At 73.1% G+C, this 18,021-nt stretch carries 15 protein-coding genes and 1 pseudogene; 9 read left to right on the top strand and 7 right to left on the bottom strand.

Annotated elements, in window-relative coordinates:
• Nucleotide 1: 1 nt before the first annotated feature.
• Complete coding sequence (locus ACFY3L_RS30585) at nucleotides 2–1,552, top strand: aldehyde dehydrogenase family protein (protein WP_389331612.1); 1,551 nt, start codon at nucleotides 2–4, stop codon at nucleotides 1,550–1,552.
• Nucleotides 1,553–1,556: 4 nt separating this feature from the next.
• On the opposite strand, the gene ACFY3L_RS30590 is transcribed toward ACFY3L_RS30585, so the two are convergent.
• Entirely contained in the window at nucleotides 1,557–2,840 is a 1,284-nt protein-coding gene (locus tag ACFY3L_RS30590; protein WP_389331615.1) for an MFS transporter, read from the bottom strand.
• Nucleotides 2,841–2,905: 65 nt separating this feature from the next.
• On the opposite strand from ACFY3L_RS30590, the gene ACFY3L_RS30595 reads away from it, so the two are divergent.
• The 3 genes from ACFY3L_RS30595 to ACFY3L_RS30605 are packed head-to-tail and all read left to right on the top strand — an operon-like array spanning nucleotide 2,906 to nucleotide 6,977.
• Nucleotides 2,906–3,889: a GlxA family transcriptional regulator gene (locus ACFY3L_RS30595; RefSeq protein WP_389331618.1), complete on the top strand. Its 984-nt coding sequence runs from the start codon at nucleotides 2,906–2,908 to the stop codon at nucleotides 3,887–3,889.
• 39 nt (nucleotides 3,890–3,928) lie between these two features.
• Complete coding sequence (ggt, locus tag ACFY3L_RS30600) at nucleotides 3,929–5,695, top strand: gamma-glutamyltransferase (RefSeq protein ID WP_389331621.1); 1,767 nt, start codon at nucleotides 3,929–3,931, stop codon at nucleotides 5,693–5,695.
• 43 nt (nucleotides 5,696–5,738) lie between these two features.
• Nucleotides 5,739–6,977, top strand: a complete 1,239-nt coding sequence (locus ACFY3L_RS30605; protein WP_389331624.1) for an RNA polymerase sigma factor — start codon at nucleotides 5,739–5,741, stop codon at nucleotides 6,975–6,977.
• Here ACFY3L_RS30605 and ACFY3L_RS30610 read toward each other — a convergent pair.
• From ACFY3L_RS30610 to ACFY3L_RS30620, 3 genes are read right to left on the bottom strand one after another with little or no spacing between them, the layout of a single operon-like run.
• Nucleotides 6,966–7,610, bottom strand: coding sequence for a LysE family translocator (locus ACFY3L_RS30610; protein WP_389331628.1), 645 nt, complete (start codon nucleotides 7,608–7,610; stop codon nucleotides 6,966–6,968). The two genes, ACFY3L_RS30605 and ACFY3L_RS30610, sit on opposite strands and share 12 nt — an antisense overlap.
• Nucleotides 7,611–7,660: 50 nt before the next feature.
• Nucleotides 7,661–8,080: a GNAT family N-acetyltransferase gene (locus tag ACFY3L_RS30615; RefSeq protein WP_389331631.1), complete on the bottom strand. Its 420-nt coding sequence runs from the start codon at nucleotides 8,078–8,080 to the stop codon at nucleotides 7,661–7,663.
• Nucleotides 8,081–8,098: 18 nt separating this feature from the next.
• Nucleotides 8,099–8,371, bottom strand: a complete 273-nt coding sequence (locus ACFY3L_RS30620; RefSeq protein WP_389331634.1) for a hypothetical protein — start codon at nucleotides 8,369–8,371, stop codon at nucleotides 8,099–8,101.
• 322 nt (nucleotides 8,372–8,693) lie between these two features.
• On the opposite strand from ACFY3L_RS30620, the pseudogene ACFY3L_RS30625 reads away from it, so the two are divergent.
• Nucleotides 8,694–10,484 (top strand): annotated as a pseudogene (locus tag ACFY3L_RS30625) (family 43 glycosylhydrolase); the annotation flags it as partial.
• Nucleotides 10,485–10,768: 284 nt separating this feature from the next.
• Here the strand turns inward: ACFY3L_RS30625 and ACFY3L_RS30630 are convergent.
• Nucleotides 10,769–10,954, bottom strand: coding sequence for a DUF3073 domain-containing protein (locus ACFY3L_RS30630; protein ID WP_389331637.1), 186 nt, complete (start codon nucleotides 10,952–10,954; stop codon nucleotides 10,769–10,771).
• A gap of 327 nt (nucleotides 10,955–11,281) precedes the next feature.
• Complete coding sequence (locus ACFY3L_RS30635; protein WP_389331640.1) at nucleotides 11,282–12,007, bottom strand: SDR family oxidoreductase; 726 nt, start codon at nucleotides 12,005–12,007, stop codon at nucleotides 11,282–11,284.
• 78 nt (nucleotides 12,008–12,085) lie between these two features.
• On the opposite strand from ACFY3L_RS30635, the gene ACFY3L_RS30640 reads away from it, so the two are divergent.
• Nucleotides 12,086–12,823: a TetR/AcrR family transcriptional regulator gene (locus tag ACFY3L_RS30640; RefSeq protein ID WP_389331643.1), complete on the top strand. Its 738-nt coding sequence runs from the start codon at nucleotides 12,086–12,088 to the stop codon at nucleotides 12,821–12,823.
• Nucleotides 12,824–13,185: 362 nt separating this feature from the next.
• On the opposite strand, the gene ACFY3L_RS30645 is transcribed toward ACFY3L_RS30640, so the two are convergent.
• Nucleotides 13,186–13,734: a TetR/AcrR family transcriptional regulator gene (locus ACFY3L_RS30645; protein WP_389331646.1), complete on the bottom strand. Its 549-nt coding sequence runs from the start codon at nucleotides 13,732–13,734 to the stop codon at nucleotides 13,186–13,188.
• Between the two features lie 79 nt (nucleotides 13,735–13,813).
• Here ACFY3L_RS30645 and ACFY3L_RS30650 point away from each other — a divergent pair, with 79 nt between their 5' ends.
• The 3 genes from ACFY3L_RS30650 (at nucleotide 13,814) to ACFY3L_RS30660 (ending at nucleotide 17,956) form a co-directional block, all read left to right on the top strand.
• Nucleotides 13,814–15,022 carry an FAD-dependent monooxygenase gene (locus ACFY3L_RS30650; RefSeq protein ID WP_389331649.1) on the top strand — a complete coding sequence of 403 codons (1,209 nt, stop codon included), beginning with the start codon at nucleotides 13,814–13,816 and terminating at the stop codon, nucleotides 15,020–15,022.
• The gene (locus tag ACFY3L_RS30655; protein ID WP_389331652.1) at nucleotides 15,019–16,035 is read left to right on the top strand and encodes an L-threonylcarbamoyladenylate synthase; all 1,017 of its coding nucleotides are present in this window, start codon (nucleotides 15,019–15,021) and stop codon (nucleotides 16,033–16,035) included. Before ACFY3L_RS30650 ends, ACFY3L_RS30655 begins: the two co-directional genes overlap by 4 nt.
• Before the next feature lie 208 nt (nucleotides 16,036–16,243).
• The gene (locus ACFY3L_RS30660; RefSeq protein WP_389331655.1) at nucleotides 16,244–17,956 is read left to right on the top strand and encodes a BTAD domain-containing putative transcriptional regulator; all 1,713 of its coding nucleotides are present in this window, start codon (nucleotides 16,244–16,246) and stop codon (nucleotides 17,954–17,956) included.
• Nucleotides 17,957–18,021 lie beyond the last annotated feature (65 nt).

Raw genomic sequence — 18,021 nt, forward strand, 5'->3', positions numbered from 1 at the left:
CATGAGCAAGCTCCTCGTCTCCACCGTCGGCGGCAGATCCCTCGACGCGCCCGGCGACGCCCGTTTCCGGTCCGTCGACCCGGCCCACCTCGACCAGGTCGTCGCCGAGGTCGCCCTCGCCCACGCCGGCACGTTCGTCGCCGCCTGCCGGTCCGCCCGCCGCGCGCAGCGGGACTGGGCCGACGTGCCCGCGCCGGTCCGCGGCCGGGTGATCGCCAACCTGGGCAGGCTCGTCGAGGCCAACTTCGAGGCCCTCGCCGCGCTCGTGACCCGGGAGGCCGGCAAGACGACCGCCGAGGCCCGCGGCGAGGTGCAGGAGATCGTCGACACCTGCGACTTCTTCCTCGGCGAGGGCCGCCGCCTCTACGGGCAGACCGTGCCGAGCGAGATGCCCGACAAGCAGCTGTTCACGTTCCGCGTGCCGGTCGGGGTCGCCGCGATCATCACCGCCGGCAACTTCCCGGTCGCCGTCCCCAGCTGGTATCTGGTGCCGGCCCTGCTGTGCGGCAACGCCGTCGTGTGGAAGCCGGCCGAGTACTCCGCCGCCTGCGCCGACGCGTTCGCCCAGCTGATCCGGCGCGCCGGGGTGCCCGACGGGGTCTTCGACGTGGTGTTCGCCGACGGGGCGACCACGTTCGACGGCCTCGAGAAGGCCCTGTCCGAGGGCCTGGTCGACAAGGTCGGGTTCACCGGCTCGTCGGAGGTCGGCGCGCGGATCGGCGAGCTCGCCGGGCGGCACCTGCAGAGCGCCTGCCTGGAGCTCGGCGGCAAGAACCCGATGGTCGTCACCGAGGACGCCGACCTGGACCTGGCGGTGCACGGCGCGCTCTTCGCCGGGTTCGGCACCGCGGGCCAGCGCTGCACGTCGCTCGGCACGCTGATCGTGCAGGAGAGCGTCCTCGAGCCCTTCACCGCGAAGCTGGAGGAGGCGATCGCCGAGGCGCGCATCGGTGACCCCACCGACCCCTCGGTGCTCTACGGCCCGCTGATGACCGACCGCTTCGCCGCGCGCTACGAGGAGTTCCTCGGCTGGATCGAGGGCCATCACCGGCCGGCGGGCCCGACCGGCAGGATCACCGCCGCCAACCCGCGTGAAGGCTTCGTCGGCGACCCCGCGGCGGGCCTGTTCTACCACCCGGCGCTGGTCCACGGCGTACGACCCGAGGACAAGATCTTCCAGCAGGAGACCTTCGGCCCGCTGGTCGGTGTGACGGCCTACGGCACGCTGGACGAGGCGGTCGAGCTCGCCGACGCGCCCGGCTACGGGCTGTCCGCCGCGATCTACACCACCGACCCGCGCAAGGCGTTCACGTTCCGCCGCCGCACCCGCGCCGGGATGGTCAGCGTCAACAACTCCACCTCCGGCGCGGAGGCGCACCTGCCCTTCGGCGGCAACGGCAGGTCCGGCAACGGCAGCCGCCAGTCGGGCGTCTGGGTGCTCGACCAGTTCACCCGCTGGCAGTCGATGAACTGGGACTACTCCGGCCGGCTCCAGCGCGCCCAGATGGACACGCTGGAGATCACCCCGGACCTGGACTTCCGGCTTCCCTGATCCGCTACGCCGCGGCCACCGCGACCGGCGCGGGCGTCACGACCCCGCGCCGGGTGCGCAGGAGCAGCAGCGACAGGGCCGCCGCGCCGATCGACAGGCCGCCCGCGACGTACCAGGCCAGGTCGTAGTCGCCGAGCCGGTCGCGCAGCAGGCCGGTGCCCGTCGCCGCGATCGCCGCGCCGAACTGGTGCGACGCGAACACCCAGCCGAACACCACCGGGCCGGACGCGCCGAAGTACTCGCGGCAGAGCGCGACCGTCGGCGGGACCGTCGCCACCCAGTCGAGGCCGTAGAAGAGGATGAAGACGACCATGCTCGGTCGCACCGTCGCGGCGAACAGCACCGGCAGCACCAGCAGCGAGGCGCCGCGCAGCGCGTAGTACCAGCCGAGCAGGATGCGGCTGTCCATCCGGTCGGTGAGCCAGCCGGACGCGATCGTGCCGACGATGTCGAACAGGCCGACGAGCGCCAGCAGCGACGCCGCGACCGGTTCGGTCATGCCGTGGTCGTGCGCGGCGGGGATGAAGTGCGTCCCGATCAGCCCGTTGGTCGTGGCGCCGCAGATCGCGAACCCGCCCGCGAGCAGCCAGAACGCCGGCACCCGCGCCGCGCCGCGCAGCGCGCCGAGGGCCCGGCCGGCCGCACCGCCCGTCGCCGGCGGTACCGGCGCGGCATCGGCACCGGTGGCACCGTAGGCCGTCACGCCCAGCTCCGCCGGGTGGTCGCGGAGCCGCCAGAGGACGAGGGGCACCACGATCAGCGCCGCACCGGCGACCGTCAGCGCGGCGGCGCGCCATCCGCGGGCGTCGACCAGGAGCGCGAGCAGCGGCAGGAACACCAGCTGGCCGGCCGCTCCGCCCGCGGTGAGGACGCCGGTGACCAGGCCGCGCCGCTTGACGAACCAGCGGCCGGTGACCGTCGCGACGAACGCGAGCGCCATCGAGCCGGTGCCGAGGCCGACGAGCACACCCCACAGCGCGATGAGCTCCCAGCTGTGCCGCATGAAGACGGTCAGCCCGCTGCCGGCGGAGACGAGCAGCAGCGCGTAGGCCACGACCCGCCGGATCCCGAAGCGCTCCATGAGCGCGGCGGCGAACGGCGCGGTGAGGCCGAACAGGAGCAGGTTGATCGACACCGCGAGGGAGATGGTCCCCAGCGACCAGCCGAACTCCTCGTGCAGCGGGTGCAGCATGACGCCGGGGGTGGCCCGGAAGCCCGCCGCGCCGACCAGCGCGACGAACGCGACCGCGGCGACCAGCCAGGCAGGGTGGAGTCGTTTCACGGTCATCATCCTTCTGGCTCCGGTACGCGCGGACGAGTGGCCCGGAAGCCATAGTGCGCAAGAATTGGGCCATGGGTAGGCATCTGGTGGCCGTGATCGCGCTGGACGGAGTCGTGGCGTTCGACCTCGGCACCCCGCCGCAGATCTTCGGCGCCGCCCGCGGGGACGACGGCCGCCGCAAGTACAAGACCGAGGTCTGCACGCCGGGCGGGCTGCCGGTGCGCAGCGCGGCCGGCTTCCAGGTGCTGCCGGAGCACGGGCTGGAGATCACCGAGCGGGCCGACACCGTGCTCGTGGCCGGAATCCACCGCGGCGGGCCGGTCGAGGACGCCACCCTCGAGCCGTCCGTCGCGGCGGCGCTGCACGCCGCGCACGCCCGCGGGGCCCGGGTCATGTCGATCTGCACCGGGGCGTTCGTGCTCGCCGCCGCCGGCCTGCTCGACGACCGCCCGGCGACCACGCACTGGGGGTGGGCCGACCAGTTCCGGGCGCTGTACCCGCGGGTCAAGCTCGACCCGGACGTGCTGTTCATCGACGACGGCGACGTGCTCACCTCCGCCGGGGTCGGCGCCGGGGTCGACCTGTGCCTGCACGTGGTGCGCACCGACTTCGGCAGCGAGGTCGCCAACCGGGCGGCGCGGCGCAGCGTCGTGCCGCCGTGGCGGGAGGGCGGGCAGGCGCAGTACATCGAGCGGCCCCTGCCGCGGGTCACCGACACCACCACCGCACCCACCCGCGAGTGGGCGTTGCGGCGACTCGCCGAGCCGTTGACGCTGCAGGACATGGCCGCGTACGCCACGATGAGTGTGCGCACGTTCACCCGGCGTTTCCGCGAGGAGACCGGGGTGAGCCCGGCCCGGTGGCTGCTGCAGCAGCGGGTCGATCACGCCCGCGGGCTGCTGGAGAGCACCGACCTGGCGGTGGAGCAGATCGCCCGCCGGTCGGGGCTCGGCACGGCCGCGTCGCTGCGCCAGCATCTGCAGACCACGATCGGCGTCGCTCCGAGCGCGTACCGCCGCACGTTCCGGGTTGTGCCCGACCCCCAGGGACGGTAGGCAGGAGGAACGATCGCTGTCGATCCTCCGGGAGGCACCATGCGTAAGCTAGCCCCGCTGCTGCTGGTTCCACTGCTCGTCGCTCCTGGCCTCGCCCCAGCGACGGCGTCCGCGGCCGTCCAGGGCCCCACCGCGACCGGGTACGGCGGCGCGGTGACCTCGGTCGACCCGACGGCCACCGCGGTCGGGCTGGACGTGCTGCGCCGCGGCGGCAACGCGGTCGACGCCGCCGTCGCGGTCGCGGCGACCCTCGGCGTGACCGAGCCGTTCTCCGCGGGCATCGGCGGCGGCGGGTTCTTCGTGTACTACGACGCCCGCAGCGGCAAGGTGTCCACCCTCGACGGCCGCGAGACCGCGCCGCAGTCGATGACGGCCACGGCGTTCGTCGACCCGGCGACCGGCCAGCCGTACGCCTTCCAGGAGGCCCGAGTCAGCGGCATCTCCGCCGGCGTGCCCGGCACCCTGGCCACGTGGGACACCGCGCTGCGCCGGTGGGGCAAGCGGCCCCTCGCCACCAACCTGCGGCCCGCCGCCGAGGTCGCGCGCCGCGGCTTCACCGTCGACCAGACGTTCGCGACCCAGGTCAGCGACAACAAGGCGGCGTTCGCGCAGTTCACGCCGACGGCGGCGCTCTTCCTGCCGGGCGGGCAGCCGCCGGCGGTCGGCAGCACGCTGCGCAACCCCGACCTCGCCGCGACCTACGACCTGGTCGCGCGCCGCGGCATCGACGCGTTCTACGGCGGCGAGGTGGGCCGCGACATCGTGGCGGCCGTCCAGCACCCGCCGGTCGCGGCGAACCCGTCGGTGCCGTGGCAGTACCAGATCCGCCCCGGCGGCATGACCCTCGCCGACCTGCGCGCCTACGAGGTCCGCCGGCCCGCGCCGACGCACATGGTGTACCGCGGCTACGACGTCTACGGCATGGCCACCCCCTCCTCGGGCGGCTCCACGGTCGGCGAGGCCCTCAACATCCTCGAGCGCTCCGACCTGGGCAAGCTCGACGGCACGCAGGCCCTGCACCGCTACCTGGAGGCCAGCGCGCTCGCCTTCGCCGACCGCAACCGCTACGTCGGCGACCAGACGCCGCGCCCGCTGCTCGAGTCGCTGCTGACCGACGACTTCGCGGCCTCCCGCGCCTGCCGGATCGACCCGCTGCACGCCGCCACGAAGCCGGTCCCGCCCGGTGTACCGGGGGGCTTCTGCGCCACCACGGCCGGCGGAGCGACCGCCGACTTCGGCAAGTCGACGACCAACCTGACCGTCGCCGACAAGTGGGGCAACGTCGTGGAGTACACGCTCACGATCGAGCAGATCGGTGGCAACGGCATCGTCGTGCCCGGCCGCGGCTTCCTGCTCAACAACGAGCTGACCGACTTCAACTTCACCAACACCCAGGCCCCGGCCGACGACCCGAACCTTCCCGCCCCCGGCAAGCGCCCGCGCAGCTCGATGGCCCCGACGATCGTCCTGCAGCACGGCCGCCCGTTCCTCGCCCTCGGCTCCCCCGGCGGCTCGACCATCATCACCACCGTCCTGCAGATCCTGATCAACCGGATCGACCTGGGCATGACGCTCCCGCAGGCCCTGGCCGCGCCCCGCGCCACCCAGCGCAACACCGCGTCCGTGGTCGCCGAGCCCGCCTTCATCACCGGCCCCGGCGTGCCGCTCGGCGCCCTCGGCCACACGTTCACCCCGATGGCCGAGATCGGCGCCGCGACGGCGATCGAGTTCCTCCCCCGCGGCAAGCTGCTCGCCTGCGCTGAGCCCGTCCGCCGCGGCACCGGCTCCGCCGGCACCGTCCGCTGAGTCCGTCACGACCGGCGCCGCCTCCATGCGGGGCGGCGCCGCCGTGGGATCGTTGTTCCTCGTGGGTGGGCGGATCGAGGAGGACCTGCGGCGGCTGGCGCCGCAGGTGCTCGGAGTGCTCGTGCGGCGGCACGGCCAGTTCGACGCGTGCGAGGACGCCGTGCAGGAGGCGTTGCTGGCGGCGGCGTTGCAGTGGCCGGTCGAGGGGGTGCCCGAGCAGCCGCGCGGGTGGCTGATCACCGTCGCCTCCCGGCGGCTGACGGATCAGTTCCGCAGCGAGGACGCGCGGCGCAGGCGTGAGCTCTCCGTCGCCGTTTCACATGAAACATCGAACATACCTGATATTTCCGACAAAGATGACACGCTGCTGCTGCTGTTCCTGTGCTGCCACCCAGCGCTGACGAGCGCGTCGCAGCTGGCGCTCACACTGCGGGCCGTGGGCGGGCTGAGCACCGCGCAGATCGCGCACGCGCTGTTCGTGCCGGAGGCGACCCTCGCCCAGCGGATCAGCCGGGCCAAGCAGAAGATCCGGGCCGCGGGCGCGCGCTTCAGCATGCCGCCACCCGCCGAACGCGCCGGCCGCCTCCAGGTCGTGCTGCAGGTGCTCTACCTGATCTTCAACGAGGGGTACACCGCCAGCTCCGGCGACGACCTGCACCGGCCCGAGCTGACCACCGAGGCGATCCGCCTGACGCGGGAAGTGCACCGGCTGCTGCCCGACGACGGCGAGGTCGCCGGGCTGCTCGCGCTGATGCTGCTCACCGACGCCCGCCGGCCCGCGCGCGCCCTGCCCGACGGCACGCTGGTGCCGCTCGCCGAGCAGGACCGCGCGCTGTGGCACCGGCCGGCGGTCGCCGAAGGCGTCGAGCTGATCACGCGGACGCTGCCGAAGGGGCCGCCCGGCCCGTACCAGCTGCAGGCCGCGATCGCCGCGATCCACGACGAGGCCGGGTCGGCGGCGGACACCGACTGGCCGCAGATCCTCGCCCTGTATCAGCTGCTGGAGCGGGTCGCGCCCAACCCGATGGTGACGCTCAACCGGGCCGTTGCGGTGGCGATGGTGCAGGGTCCGGGCGCGGGCCTGCGCCTCCTGGAGGCACTCGACGCCGACGAGCGGCTGGCCAGGCATCACCGGCTCGCCGCGGTCCGCGCGCACCTGCAGGAGATGTCCGGTGACGCCGCGGCGGCGCGCTCGTCGTACGAGCTGGCGGCCCGCCGCACGACGAGCCTCCCCGAGCGGCGGTACCTGCTGTCGAAGGCCGCGGGCCTGTCACACGGGTAGCGGGCGGGCCTTGTCGGTGGCGAGCTTGACCGCGATCATGCCGAGCAGCGTGCCCGTCACGTACCGCTGCAGCCTCAGCCACACGGGGCGCTTGGCCAGGAAGACCGCGATGCCCCCGGCGGCGAGGACGATGCCCGTGTTGACCACCATACTCACCGCGATCTGCACCCCGCCGAGCATGAAGCTCTGCGCCATCAGGTGCCCGGCGTGCGGGTCGACGAACTGCGGGATCAGCGACGCGTACATGATCGCGGCCTTGGGGTTGAGCAGGTTGGTCATCAGCCCCATCGTGAGCAGCTTGCGCGAGGAGTCCGGCGGCAGCTCGACCTGCGCGAACACCGACGTGCCGCCGGGGCGGACCGCCTGCCACGCGAGGTGGGCGAGGTAGGCCGCACCGGCCAGCTTCACCGTCGTGTACAGCGCGGGGACCGTCGCGAACACCACCGACAGACCGGCCGCGGCGAGCGTCAGGTAGACGAGGAACCCGGCGGCGACCCCGGCGAGCGAGACCATGCCGGCCCGCCGGCCCTGGGAGATGCTGCGCGAGACGAGGTACATCATGTTGGGCCCCGGCGTGAGCACCATCCCCAACGCCACCAGCGCGACCCCGGCCGCCGCTCCCGTCGTGATCATGGCATCGACGCTGCCACCCGTCGCGGCGCAGGTCGAGAGCCAATCGGCGGTCAGAGGCTCTTCACCCAGCGCCGCCACTCCTCCTGCGGCACGTAGCCGGCCGCCGCCCACGCGTGGTGCGCGAGGGTGTTGTCGTCCAGGACCATCGCGTCGGCCCGCCGTCCGCCGAACCCGCGGAACCGTGCTTCGGCCGCGGCCAGCAGCCGCGCCCCGATGCCCTGGCGGCGCCGCGCAGGGTGCACCGCGAACCGGTACAGGTGGCACCGCCACCCGTCGAACCCCGCGACGAGCGACCCGACGATCTCGCCGTCCCGCACCGCCAGCAGCAGCGCCCCGGGGTCCCGCGAGATCAGCGCCTCGACGGCCGCGGTGTCGTCACCGCCGCGGTTCGTGCCCTCCGCCGCGAGCTGCCAGAAGGCCAGCACCGCCGCAACGTCCTCGGCGGCCGCGCCGCGCAGCTCGATGTCCACGGCGCCGACGGTACCGCCTCACGCGGAGCCGGCGGCCGGTCGCCGATCGTTGAGGATGCGCTTGAACACCAGCGCGTCCCGCCAGGCGCCGTCGAGGAACAGGTAGTCGCGGGCCGCACCGATCCGCTCGAAGCCGTTCCCGGCCAGGACCCGCTGCGTCGCGTGCCGGACGTGCTCGCGGTTTCGCTCGTGTACGTCCAGCAGCGCCGCGGCGTCCGCGGGTTCGAGCGGGCGCAGCGTCGCGCCGCCGGGCAGCGGCACCGGCTCCGGAGGCGGCACAGCGTCGACCATGGCGCCACAGTACAGCGCGATCATTCTGAGAACTTTTGTCAGAACGCGTTGAACCTTGTTGATTCAGGCGCTGGGACTGCCTTGACGTGCTTGGTGGTTCTGTTCAATATTTACCGAACATGTGGGAACCGCCACGCCGTCCGCGCCCGCCAGCGCGTCACCGTCGGAGCCGCCACCGATGTTCACCCTCGATCGAGCCGGACGCAGCGCCGTCCTGACCGCCGTCCTGACCGCCGCCGCGCTGCTCGGCAGCGCGCTCGCGCCCGTCGCGGCCGCCGCCGCGATCCCCGACTACACGACCGCCGAGGCCGGCAACCCGATCGTCGACGGGTGGTACGCCGACCCTGACGTCGCGGTCTACAACAACACGTTCTGGGTCTACCCGACGACGTCGAAGTCGTACGCGGAGCAGACCTACCTCGACGCGTTCTCCTCCACCGACCTGGTCAACTGGACCAGGCACCCCAACGTGCTCACCAAGGCCAACGTGTCGTGGGCGTCCTACGCGATGTGGGCGCCGGCGCCGATCCAGCGCAACGGCAAGTACTACCTGTACTTCGCCGCCAACGACATCCAGAACAACTCCGCGCTCGGCGGGATCGGCGTCGCCGTGGCCGACAACCCGGCCGGGCCCTACCGGGACGCGATCGGCCGGCCGCTGATCGGGCAGTTCTACAACGGCGCGCAGCCGATCGACCAGGACGTGTTCATCGACGACGACGGCCAGGCGTACGTCTACTACGGCGGCTGGGGCCACGCGAACGTCGCCAGGCTCAACGCCGACATGATCAGCCTCGGCACGTTCAGCGACGGCAGCACGTTCAAGGAGATCACGCCGTCGGGGTACACCGAGGGCCCGCAGATGTTCAAGCGCAACGGCAAGTACTACCTGATGTGGTCCGAGGGCGGCTGGACCGGCCCGGACTACTCCGTGTCCTACGCGATGTCGAACTCGCCGACCGGGCCGTTCACGAAGCTGGACCGGGTCCTCACGCAGGACGCCGCGGTCGCCCGCGGATCCGGGCACAACTCGGTGATCAACGTGCCGGGCACCGACACCTGGTACATCCTCTACCACCGCCGGCCGCTGAGCGAGACCGACGGCAACCACCGTGTGCTGAGCTACGACCGCATGAACTTCAACACCGACGGCACCATCCAGCGGGTCACCATGCGGGTGAAGGACAACTTCGCCGACGGCAACGCGCTGGGCTGGAAGACGTACGGCGGCGCGTTCTCGGTGGCCGGCGGGAGGTACCAGGCCGGCAGCTCGCTCGGCGGCAAGGCGCAGCTGGACACCAGCTTCGGCGACTTCTCCTACGACGCCGACGTGACCGTCACCTCGGGCGGCGGCGACGCGGGCCTCACCTTCCGGGTCAGCAACGCGGCCACCGGCACCGACAGCTACAACGGCTACTACGCCGGCATCAGCCCCGCCGGGCGGGTCGTGCTCGGCCGCGCCGCCAACAACTGGACCCAGCTGGGCACCGCGAACCTGACCGTCGCCGCCGGCACCAGCTATCACCTGCGGGTCACCGCGATCGGGTCGTCGATCAAGGTGTACGTGGACGACATGACCAACCCGAGGATCAGCGTCACGGACGGCACGTTCGCGTCCGGCAGCGACGGGGTGCGGGTGTTCAACGCGGCCGCGACGTTCGACAACGTCGTGGTCGGGGCGCCGGTCGGCGCCGGGGTCAACGTCGCGCAGGGCCGGCCCGCGACCGGCAGCACGCCGTGCGCGGCGTCGGAGGGGCCGGAGAAGGCCGTCAACGGCAGCGTCAGCGGCGGCAACTCCGACAAGTTCTGCTCGTCGGTCGCCGGCGCGTGGCTGCAGGTCGACCTGGGCTCCACGCGCTCGCTGAGCCGCTTCGAGCTGGCGCACGCGCAGGCCGGCGGTGAGGCCGCGAGCATGAACACGAAGGCGTTCACGATCTCGGTGTCCAACGACGGCACGACCTGGACGCAGGCGGTGAACGTCACCGGCAACACCGCGGCGAACACCAGCCACCCCGTCAGCGGCGTCTCCGGTCGGTACGTGCGGCTCAACGTCGTGACGCCCACGCAGACGACCGAGGTCGCCACCCGGATCTACGAGCTGCGGGTCTTCTGACCTTCCCGGGGTGTTCATCGACGTCGCAGACGGCCACCCAGTACGCGCAGATCCGCGGCGAAGGCCAGGACGTGGTCCTGCTCTACGCCGGCGCCGCGGATCTGCGGACGTGGGACTCGACGGTCCCGTGGCAGTCGGAGTTCGCCCGGATGATCACCTTCGACCACCGCGGAGCCAGGCCCGGTCCATGAAATCACCACGCCGGTCAGCGTGGTGGTGGGTGGCCGCGACTTCGCCGCCACGCGGATCGTCGCCGCGGCGGTGGCGTTCCCGCTTGGCCGCCGCTAGCGCGGCGTACGGTCGTCGCGGTCCGGGGTGTAGTAGTAGTCGGCCTGGTCGGCGTCGTCGTGCTCCGGGGTGGGCGCACCGGCGAGCTCGTGCTGGAGGGCGGTGAGATCGGTCGGCGGGGTGAAGTACTTCAGCTCCCGGGCGATCCGCGTCTGCTTGGCCTTGGCCCGTCCACGTCCCATGTCGGCTCCCCGTTTCCCGCGCGCCGGGAGGCGGTGGCAGTGCCGCGCCCGGGCGTCGTGACAACTTGAATTCGTCCTCGTGCCCGACACGGTACATCCCCTTCGCAGGTGTCGTCTGCCGGCGATGAGACAAGAGTCCGACGACACTGCGTTCCGGGTCGGGTTTCCGGCTTCGTTTCGTCCTGGCCTTCCGTTTCCGCCTTGTGGCTTCCGGCTTCCGGCTTGGGCGGCTTCTGGCTTCCGGCCTCCCGCTTGGGCGGCTTCTGGCTTCCGGTTTCCGGTTTCCGGTTTCCGGTTTCCGGTTTCAGCAGGGTGCCGCCGCGCGGATCAGGCGGCACCGCCGTTGACGTAGATCGTCTGGCCGTTGACCCAGCGGGCGGGCCCCGCCAGGGAGGACACAACCTCGGCGATGTCCTCCGGGGTGCCGAGGCGCTCCATCGGGTTCATCTTCGCCATGCGCTCGACCGTGGCGTCGTCCTTGCCGTCGAGGAACAGGTCGGTGGCGGTCGGCCCGGGTGCGACGGCGTTGACGGTGACGTCGCGGCCGCGCAGCTCCTTGGCGAGGATCGGGCTGATCGCCTCGACGGCGGCCTTGCTCGCGGCGTACGCGGCGTAGGTCGGCAGCGACAGCCGCGTGATCGACGTCGAGAAGTTGATGATCGCGCCGCCGCGGCGGACCCGGCGGGCGGCCTCCCGTCCGACGACGAACGTGCCGCGGATGTTGGTGCGGTGCACGCGGTCCAGGTCGTCGAGGTCGATCTCGGCCAGCGGCGCCAGGACCATGATCCCGGCCGCGTTGACGACCACGTCGACGCCGCCGAACTCCCGCTCCGCCGTGTCGAACAGGGCGGCGACGGCGCTCTCGTCCGCGACGTCCGCCCGCACGGCCAGCGCCTGCCCACCCTTGCCGGTGATCTCGGCGACGACGCCGTCCGCGGCGGCGGGTGCGTGCCCGTACGCCACGACGACGGCCTGACCGTCCTGCGCCAGCCGCAGCGCGACGGCCCGCCCGATCCCCCGCGATCCCCCGGTGACGACGGCAACCCTGTCCATGACGACCTCCCTGTTATCGGCGCTAACAACTTCACGTTAGCATTCATTCGATAACGCGCAAGTGTTAGCGTTGTTACCGTGACCACTACCCGCGAAAAGATCGTCGAAGCCGCCGCCGCCCTGCTGAACGAGGGTGGTCGCGAGGCGATCTCGACCCGGGCGGTCAGCGCCGCCGCCGGCGTGCAGGCCCCGACCATCTACCGGCTCTTCGGCGACAAGCAGGGGTTGCTGGACGCCGTCGCCGGCCACGGTTTTGTGTCGTACCTGGGTGGCAAGATGGGGCTCGAGGCGACGGGGGACCCTGTCGAGGATCTGCGGAGGGGGTGGGATCTGCACGTCGCGTTCGGCCTGGAGCACCCCGCCGTCTATACGCTGATCTACGGCGAGCCCCGGCCCGGCGTCGAGTCGCCCGCGGCGCGCGCGGCCGCCGAGGTGCTGGCGGGGCAGGTGAAGCGGATCGCGGCGGCCGGGCGGCTGCGGGTGAGCGAGGAGCGGGCCGCGCACCTGGTCCACGCGGCGGGATGTGGCATGACGCTGACGCTGATCGCGCTGCCGCCGGAGGCGCGCGACCCCGCGCTGTCGATCCTCGCCCGCGAGTCGGTCATCGCGGCGGTCACGGTTGAGCGGGTGAGCGGCGGTGACGGCAACGGTCAGGGCGGCGGCGGCGGCCAGGGAAGCGGCGACGGGCTTGTGGGTGCCGCCGGGGCGCTGCGGGCGGCGCTGCCAGGGGTGACGGCGCTGACGGGCGCCGAACGCGCCCTGCTCGACGAGTGGCTGGCCCGCCTCGCCAACGCGGAACGCACCGCCGAAGCCTGACCCGCCTGGCCAACCCGGAAGCGCACCGCCTGCGCCTGACCCGCCCCGCCAGGGTGGGGTCGGAACGCACCGCCGGAGCCTGACCCGCCTCGTCAACTCGGAAGCGCACCGCCGACACCTGACCCGAGATCGCCCGGGCACCCGACCCGCCTTGCCAACGCGGAAGCGCACCGCCGGCACCTGACCCGGGCACCCGACCCGCCTCGCCAACGCGGAACGCACCGCCGAAGCCTGACCCGCCTGGCCAGCCCGGAACGCACCGCCGGAGCCTGACCCGAGATCGCCCGGGCACCCGACCCGGGGTCCGCCCGGACAGCAGACCCAGCGCCACGCGGGCAGCAGACCTGGGGTCGCTCGGGGCGCTAACCGAGGGTCGCGCAGACGGCGTCCAGGACGGCGGTCTTGAGGTCGTCGGCCGGGACGTCGGTGAGCATGGCCGTGCAGTCGCTGAGGCCGCCGACGGCCACGATCGCGCGGGTGCGCTGGGCCAGGGTCGGCGCCGGGCCGAACAGCAGGGTGGTGAGGCGGCGGCCCCAGTCGGTCACCTCCGCCGTCAGGTTGAGGTCGGCGAGCACGCTCGGGTCCTGCATGATCAGCTTGGTGATGTTGCGGTGGCGGTACGTGACGTCGAAGTACGCGCCGAGCACGGCGCGGCGGTCGGTGACGTCGCCCGGCCAGCGGCCGGACTCGACGGCGTCGAGCAGGGCCGACACGTCGTCGACCAGGGGCTGGAACAGGCTGCGGACGAGCTCCTCGCGCGACCCGAAGTGGTAGTACAGCGCGGGTTTGCTGATGCCGACGCGCTCCGCGATCTCGCGCAGGCTCGCCTGTGCGACGCCCTTCTCAGCGATCAGGTCGATCGCGACGGCGCGGATGCGGTCGGCGGTCTCTGTGGTCCTCACCCTTGGCACGCGTCACATCCTACTTTACTTACCGGGAGGTAAGTGATTCCCTTTACCTATCGGTAAGTAAACGATCGTAGGAGGAGCCATGCACGTGCTCATCTCCGGCGCGAGCGTCGCCGGTCCCGTCCTCGCCTACTGGCTGCACCGCAACGGCCACCGCGTCACCGTCGTCGAGCGGACCCCGCGGCCGCGGCTCGGCGACGGCGGCCACGCGGTCGACCTGCTCGGCCCGGCCGTCGAGGTCGTCGCCCGGATGGGGCTGCTGCCGCGGGTCGAGGCCGCCCGCACCACGGCCGACACGATGACCCTGATCCGGCCCGGCCGGCCCGACGTCACGATCGACGGGTCGCAGCTGCTGGCCGGCGTGTCCGACCGGCACATCGAGATCATGCGGGGCGACCTCGCCCGGATCCTCTACGAGGCGACGCGGGAGCACGTCTCGTACACCTTCGGCACCAGCATCACCGGGCTGGTGGAGCGCGACGGGGGCGTCGACGCGACCTTCGCCGACGGCACGTCCGGCGGCTTCGACCTGGTCGTCGGCGCCGACGGGATGCACTCCGGGGTCCGGCGGCTGGTGTTCGGCCCGGAAGAGGAGCACAGCCACTTCCTCGGCGGCTGCCTGGCGGTGTTCAGCGTCCCGGACTTCATCGGGCTCGACGGGCGGGTCCTCGGGTACAACACCGTCGACCGGGCCGTCGCGCTCTACCCCACGAAGGTCCCCGGCCGCACCAGGGTGGTGGTGCTGTTCCGCGCCGCGGAGCCCGCGCCCCGCGACCCGGGCGCGCAGCGGCGGCTGCTGCGCGACGTCTGCGCCGGTCTCGGCTGGGAGGTGCCGCGCCTGCTGGAGCACCTCGACACCGCCGACGACTTCTACCTCGACTCGATCAGCCAGATCCGGCTGCCGTCCTGGTCCCGGGGGCGGATCACCCTCGCGGGCGACGCGGGCTACGGTCCCGGCCCCGCGGTCGGCGGCGGCAGCAGCCTCGCGATCGTCGGCGCGTATGTCCTCGCCTCCGAGCTGGCGGCCGCCGGTGACGACCATGTGCCGGGGTTCGCGGCGTACGAGCGGGCCATGGCCGACGCGGTCGCGGCCAGCCGCACGATCGGCCCGTCGGTCCTCGGCACCCTGATCCCGCGCAGCGAGCTGCAGGTCTGGACGATGGCCCAGGCGCTGCGCGTGCTGCCGCGGCTGCCCGGCTTCGTGCAGCGCAAGCTCACGTCGTTCGGGGGCGGGCCGGCGGCGATGCTCAACGGGGTGCGGCTGCGCGACCCTCTAGTGTTGCGGGCATGAACCGGGTGGTCGCCGCCGACGCGGCCGGGCTGCGTCGCGCCGCCGAGCTGCTGCGGCAGGAGTCCGTCTGCGCGTTTCCGACCGAGACGGTCTACGGGCTCGGCGCGCACGCGTTCTCCGCGCGGGCCGTCGCCGCGGTGTACCGGCTGAAGCACCGCCCCTCGTGGAACCCGCTCATCGTGCACGTCGCGACGGCGGCCGAGGCGGAGGCCCTCGCGCACGAGTGGCCGCCGGCGGCGCGCCTGCTCGCCGAGCACTTCTGGCCCGGGCCGCTCAGCCTCGTCGTGGAGCGCGCCCACCACCTGCCGGCGCTCGGTGGCCCGTCCACCGTCGCGATCCGGGTCCCGGCCCACCCGGTCGCGCTGGCCCTGCTGCGCGAGTGCGGGCTGCCCCTGGCGGCGCCGAGCGCGAACCGGTCCGAAAGCATCTCGCCCACGACCGCGGATCACGTGATCCGCAGCCTGCCGGACGTGCCGCTGGTCCTGGACGGCGGCGCGTGCCGGCTCGGCATCGAGTCCACGGTCGTCGACGTGACCGTGTCGCCGCCGCGGCTGCTGCGCCCGGGCGCGCTGAGCCTGCGGGCGATCCGCGACGTGGTCGGCCCGCTCCAGCTGTCACGCCCTTCCGGCAGCTCCGGGCAGCTGTCACGCCCCGCCGGCAGCTCCGGGCAACTGTCACACCCCGCCGGGGACGCCCCGGAGGTACGGTCGCCCGGGCTCGCGCACCGGCACTACGCGCCGCGGGCCCGGCTCCTGCTCGTCGACGACCCCGCCACGCTGGCGGAAGGGTCCGACCCGGGCACCGTCGGCATCCTCACGCACCTGCCGGCGGCCGCGGAAGGGGTGCACGTCGAGCTGCTGTCGGCGGACCCTCTCGAGTACGGCGCCGACCTGTACGCCGCCCTGCACCGCCTCGACGACGCCGGCGTGGCGACGATCCTGGCCCAGGACCCACCCCCCGGCGACGACTGGCTGGCGATCCGCGACCGGCTGACACGGGCGTCCGCCCAGTAGGCCCGACCGGGACGGCGACCCCCCGTTTGAGTCGCCGGCCCGTCCCGGCCGCCGAAATGCTGCCGGTTCCCACTGCCGTGCCGCTGCCGGTATGCTGCCGTCCGACCGTCTGCGGCACCGACCAGCGCCTTTACCGCCCGGACCGCAAACCGCCCGGACCGCAAACCGCCGGACCGCAGACCGCCCGGACCACAGCACGAGGGATTGGATGGACGGCGGCTTCCGCTTCGAGATCCTCGGCCCGCTGCGGGCCTGGGCCGGCGAGCGACCGGTCAACCTCGGCCCCGCCAAGCAACGCGCCGTCCTCGGCGTCCTGCTCCTGCAGCCCGGCCGGCCGGTGCCGCCCGCCCAGATCATCGACGCCGTCTGGCCGCACGACCTCCCCGACAACGCGCTTCCGGAGAACGCGACCAACGTCCTGCAGAAGTACGTCGCCGCGCTGCGCCGCCTGCTGGAGCCGGACAGGTCGCCGCGGACCCCGTCGCGCCTGCTGACCCTCGACGAGGGCGGCTACCGGCTGGCGATCGAGCCGGCCGCCGTCGACGTGACCGAGTTCGAGGCGTGCATCGAAACGGCGGCCACCGCGCACGCCGCCGGCCGCGACGACGACGCCGCCGACGGCTTCCGGGCCGGGCTGCGGCTGTGGAAGGGCGAGCCGTTCGCGGGCCTCGGCGGGCCGGTGTTCGAGGCGGTGCGGGTGCGGCTCGGCGAGCGGCGCGTGTCGGCGTCCGAGGCCCTTGCGGAGATCCGGCTCCGCCGCGGCGAGCACCGGGAGCTCATCGCCGACCTGACCGCCCTCGTCGAGGAGTTCCCCCTGCACGAGCGGCTCCGTCAGCTGCTCATGCTGGCGCTGTGCCGCAGCGGCCGCCCCACGGACGCGCTGCAGTCCTTCCGGGAGCTGCGGACGCTGCTGGACGACCAGCACGGCATCGAGCCCGGCGAGGCGCTGCAGGACCTGCAGCGGCGCATCCTGCGCTCCGACCCCACCCTGGCGGGGCCGTCGTCGCCGGCACACACGGCATCGTCGCCGTCCGTCCCCGAGCCGGTCTCAGCGGCGTCGTGGGAGCCGGTCAGCCCGGCGCCGGTGGAGCCGCCGGTCAGCCCCGCACCGTTCCTGACCACTCCGCCGTCCCCGCCGCCCCTTCCGCCGCCGCTGTTCCCGGCGCCGATGCTGGTGGCGGCGCCGGTGGGGATGCGGCGCTGGCCACCCTTCGCCGTCGGGGTCGACCCGTACTTCGGCCACGAGTTCGACCGGCAGCCGTGGATCACCTGGATCGAGACGCTGATCGGCATCGTGCTCAGTGCCTGCACGCTGTCCACGTTCGCGTGGGTGCCGTTCCTGTACCACGGCGCCCGCCGGCGCAGCCGCCCGCTGCTCGCCATCGCCCTGGGGTACTTGGCCGTGGCGACGACGTACTGGACCGTCGAGTTCATCTACCTCGAGGACGACCTGTCGCAGCCGCCCCTGGCGGAGGCGGTCGCGATGCTGTCGCTCTTCGGCGTCTCGCTCGGCGCGCCCGTCCACGTCCTGCTGATCAACGAGCACCTGCGGCACCTGTGGCGGCGGCGCCGCAGCGGCCCGCTCGAGCGGCGCGAGCGGGCCCGGCAACTGCTGATCACCAGCCCGGTGGCCAGGTTCGCGCTCGCGATCGGCCGGCCCGACCTGCCCCGCCGGCACAACGACGGCGGCCTCATCGACGTCAACGCCGTGCCGGACTATGTGCTGCTCGGCATCAGGGGCATGCGCCCGGCCGTGGCACACCGGATCATCGCGAACCGCGCCGCCCACGGCCCGTTCGTGTCGATGCTGGACCTCGCCCTCCGCTGCGGAGTGAGCCCCGACGACACCGCCGCGTACAACGACCGCCTGCTCTTCCTGCCGCCGCCACTCGTCCTGCGGAAACCCGTGCTGCAGGGCTGACCGGAGCGCCCAGCACTGCCCGTAGCGAAACACCCGTTCTGCGGAAGCCTGCGCTGCAGGGCCGA

It is taken from the genome of Dactylosporangium sp. NPDC000521, from assembly GCF_042898305.1.
Classification (GTDB): domain Bacteria; phylum Actinomycetota; class Actinomycetes; order Mycobacteriales; family Micromonosporaceae; genus Dactylosporangium.

Coding starts and splice junctions, on each gene's coding strand:
- ACFY3L_RS30585 (WP_389331612.1), top strand. CDS start 2: ATGAGCAAGCTCCTCGTCTCCACCGTCGGCGGCAGATCCCTCGACGCG.
- ACFY3L_RS30590 (WP_389331615.1), bottom strand. CDS start 2,840: ATGACCGTGAAACGACTCCACCCTGCCTGGCTGGTCGCCGCGGTCGCG.
- ACFY3L_RS30595 (WP_389331618.1), top strand. CDS start 2,906: ATGGGTAGGCATCTGGTGGCCGTGATCGCGCTGGACGGAGTCGTGGCG.
- ggt (WP_389331621.1), top strand. CDS start 3,929: ATGCGTAAGCTAGCCCCGCTGCTGCTGGTTCCACTGCTCGTCGCTCCT.
- ACFY3L_RS30610 (WP_389331628.1), bottom strand. CDS start 7,610: ATGATCACGACGGGAGCGGCGGCCGGGGTCGCGCTGGTGGCGTTGGGG.
- ACFY3L_RS30620 (WP_389331634.1), bottom strand. CDS start 8,371: ATGGTCGACGCTGTGCCGCCTCCGGAGCCGGTGCCGCTGCCCGGCGGC.
- ACFY3L_RS30630 (WP_389331637.1), bottom strand. CDS start 10,954: ATGGGACGTGGACGGGCCAAGGCCAAGCAGACGCGGATCGCCCGGGAG.
- ACFY3L_RS30635 (WP_389331640.1), bottom strand. CDS start 12,007: ATGGACAGGGTTGCCGTCGTCACCGGGGGATCGCGGGGGATCGGGCGG.
- ACFY3L_RS30650 (WP_389331649.1), top strand. CDS start 13,814: ATGCACGTGCTCATCTCCGGCGCGAGCGTCGCCGGTCCCGTCCTCGCC.
- ACFY3L_RS30655 (WP_389331652.1), top strand. CDS start 15,019: ATGAACCGGGTGGTCGCCGCCGACGCGGCCGGGCTGCGTCGCGCCGCC.
- ACFY3L_RS30660 (WP_389331655.1), top strand. CDS start 16,244: ATGGACGGCGGCTTCCGCTTCGAGATCCTCGGCCCGCTGCGGGCCTGG.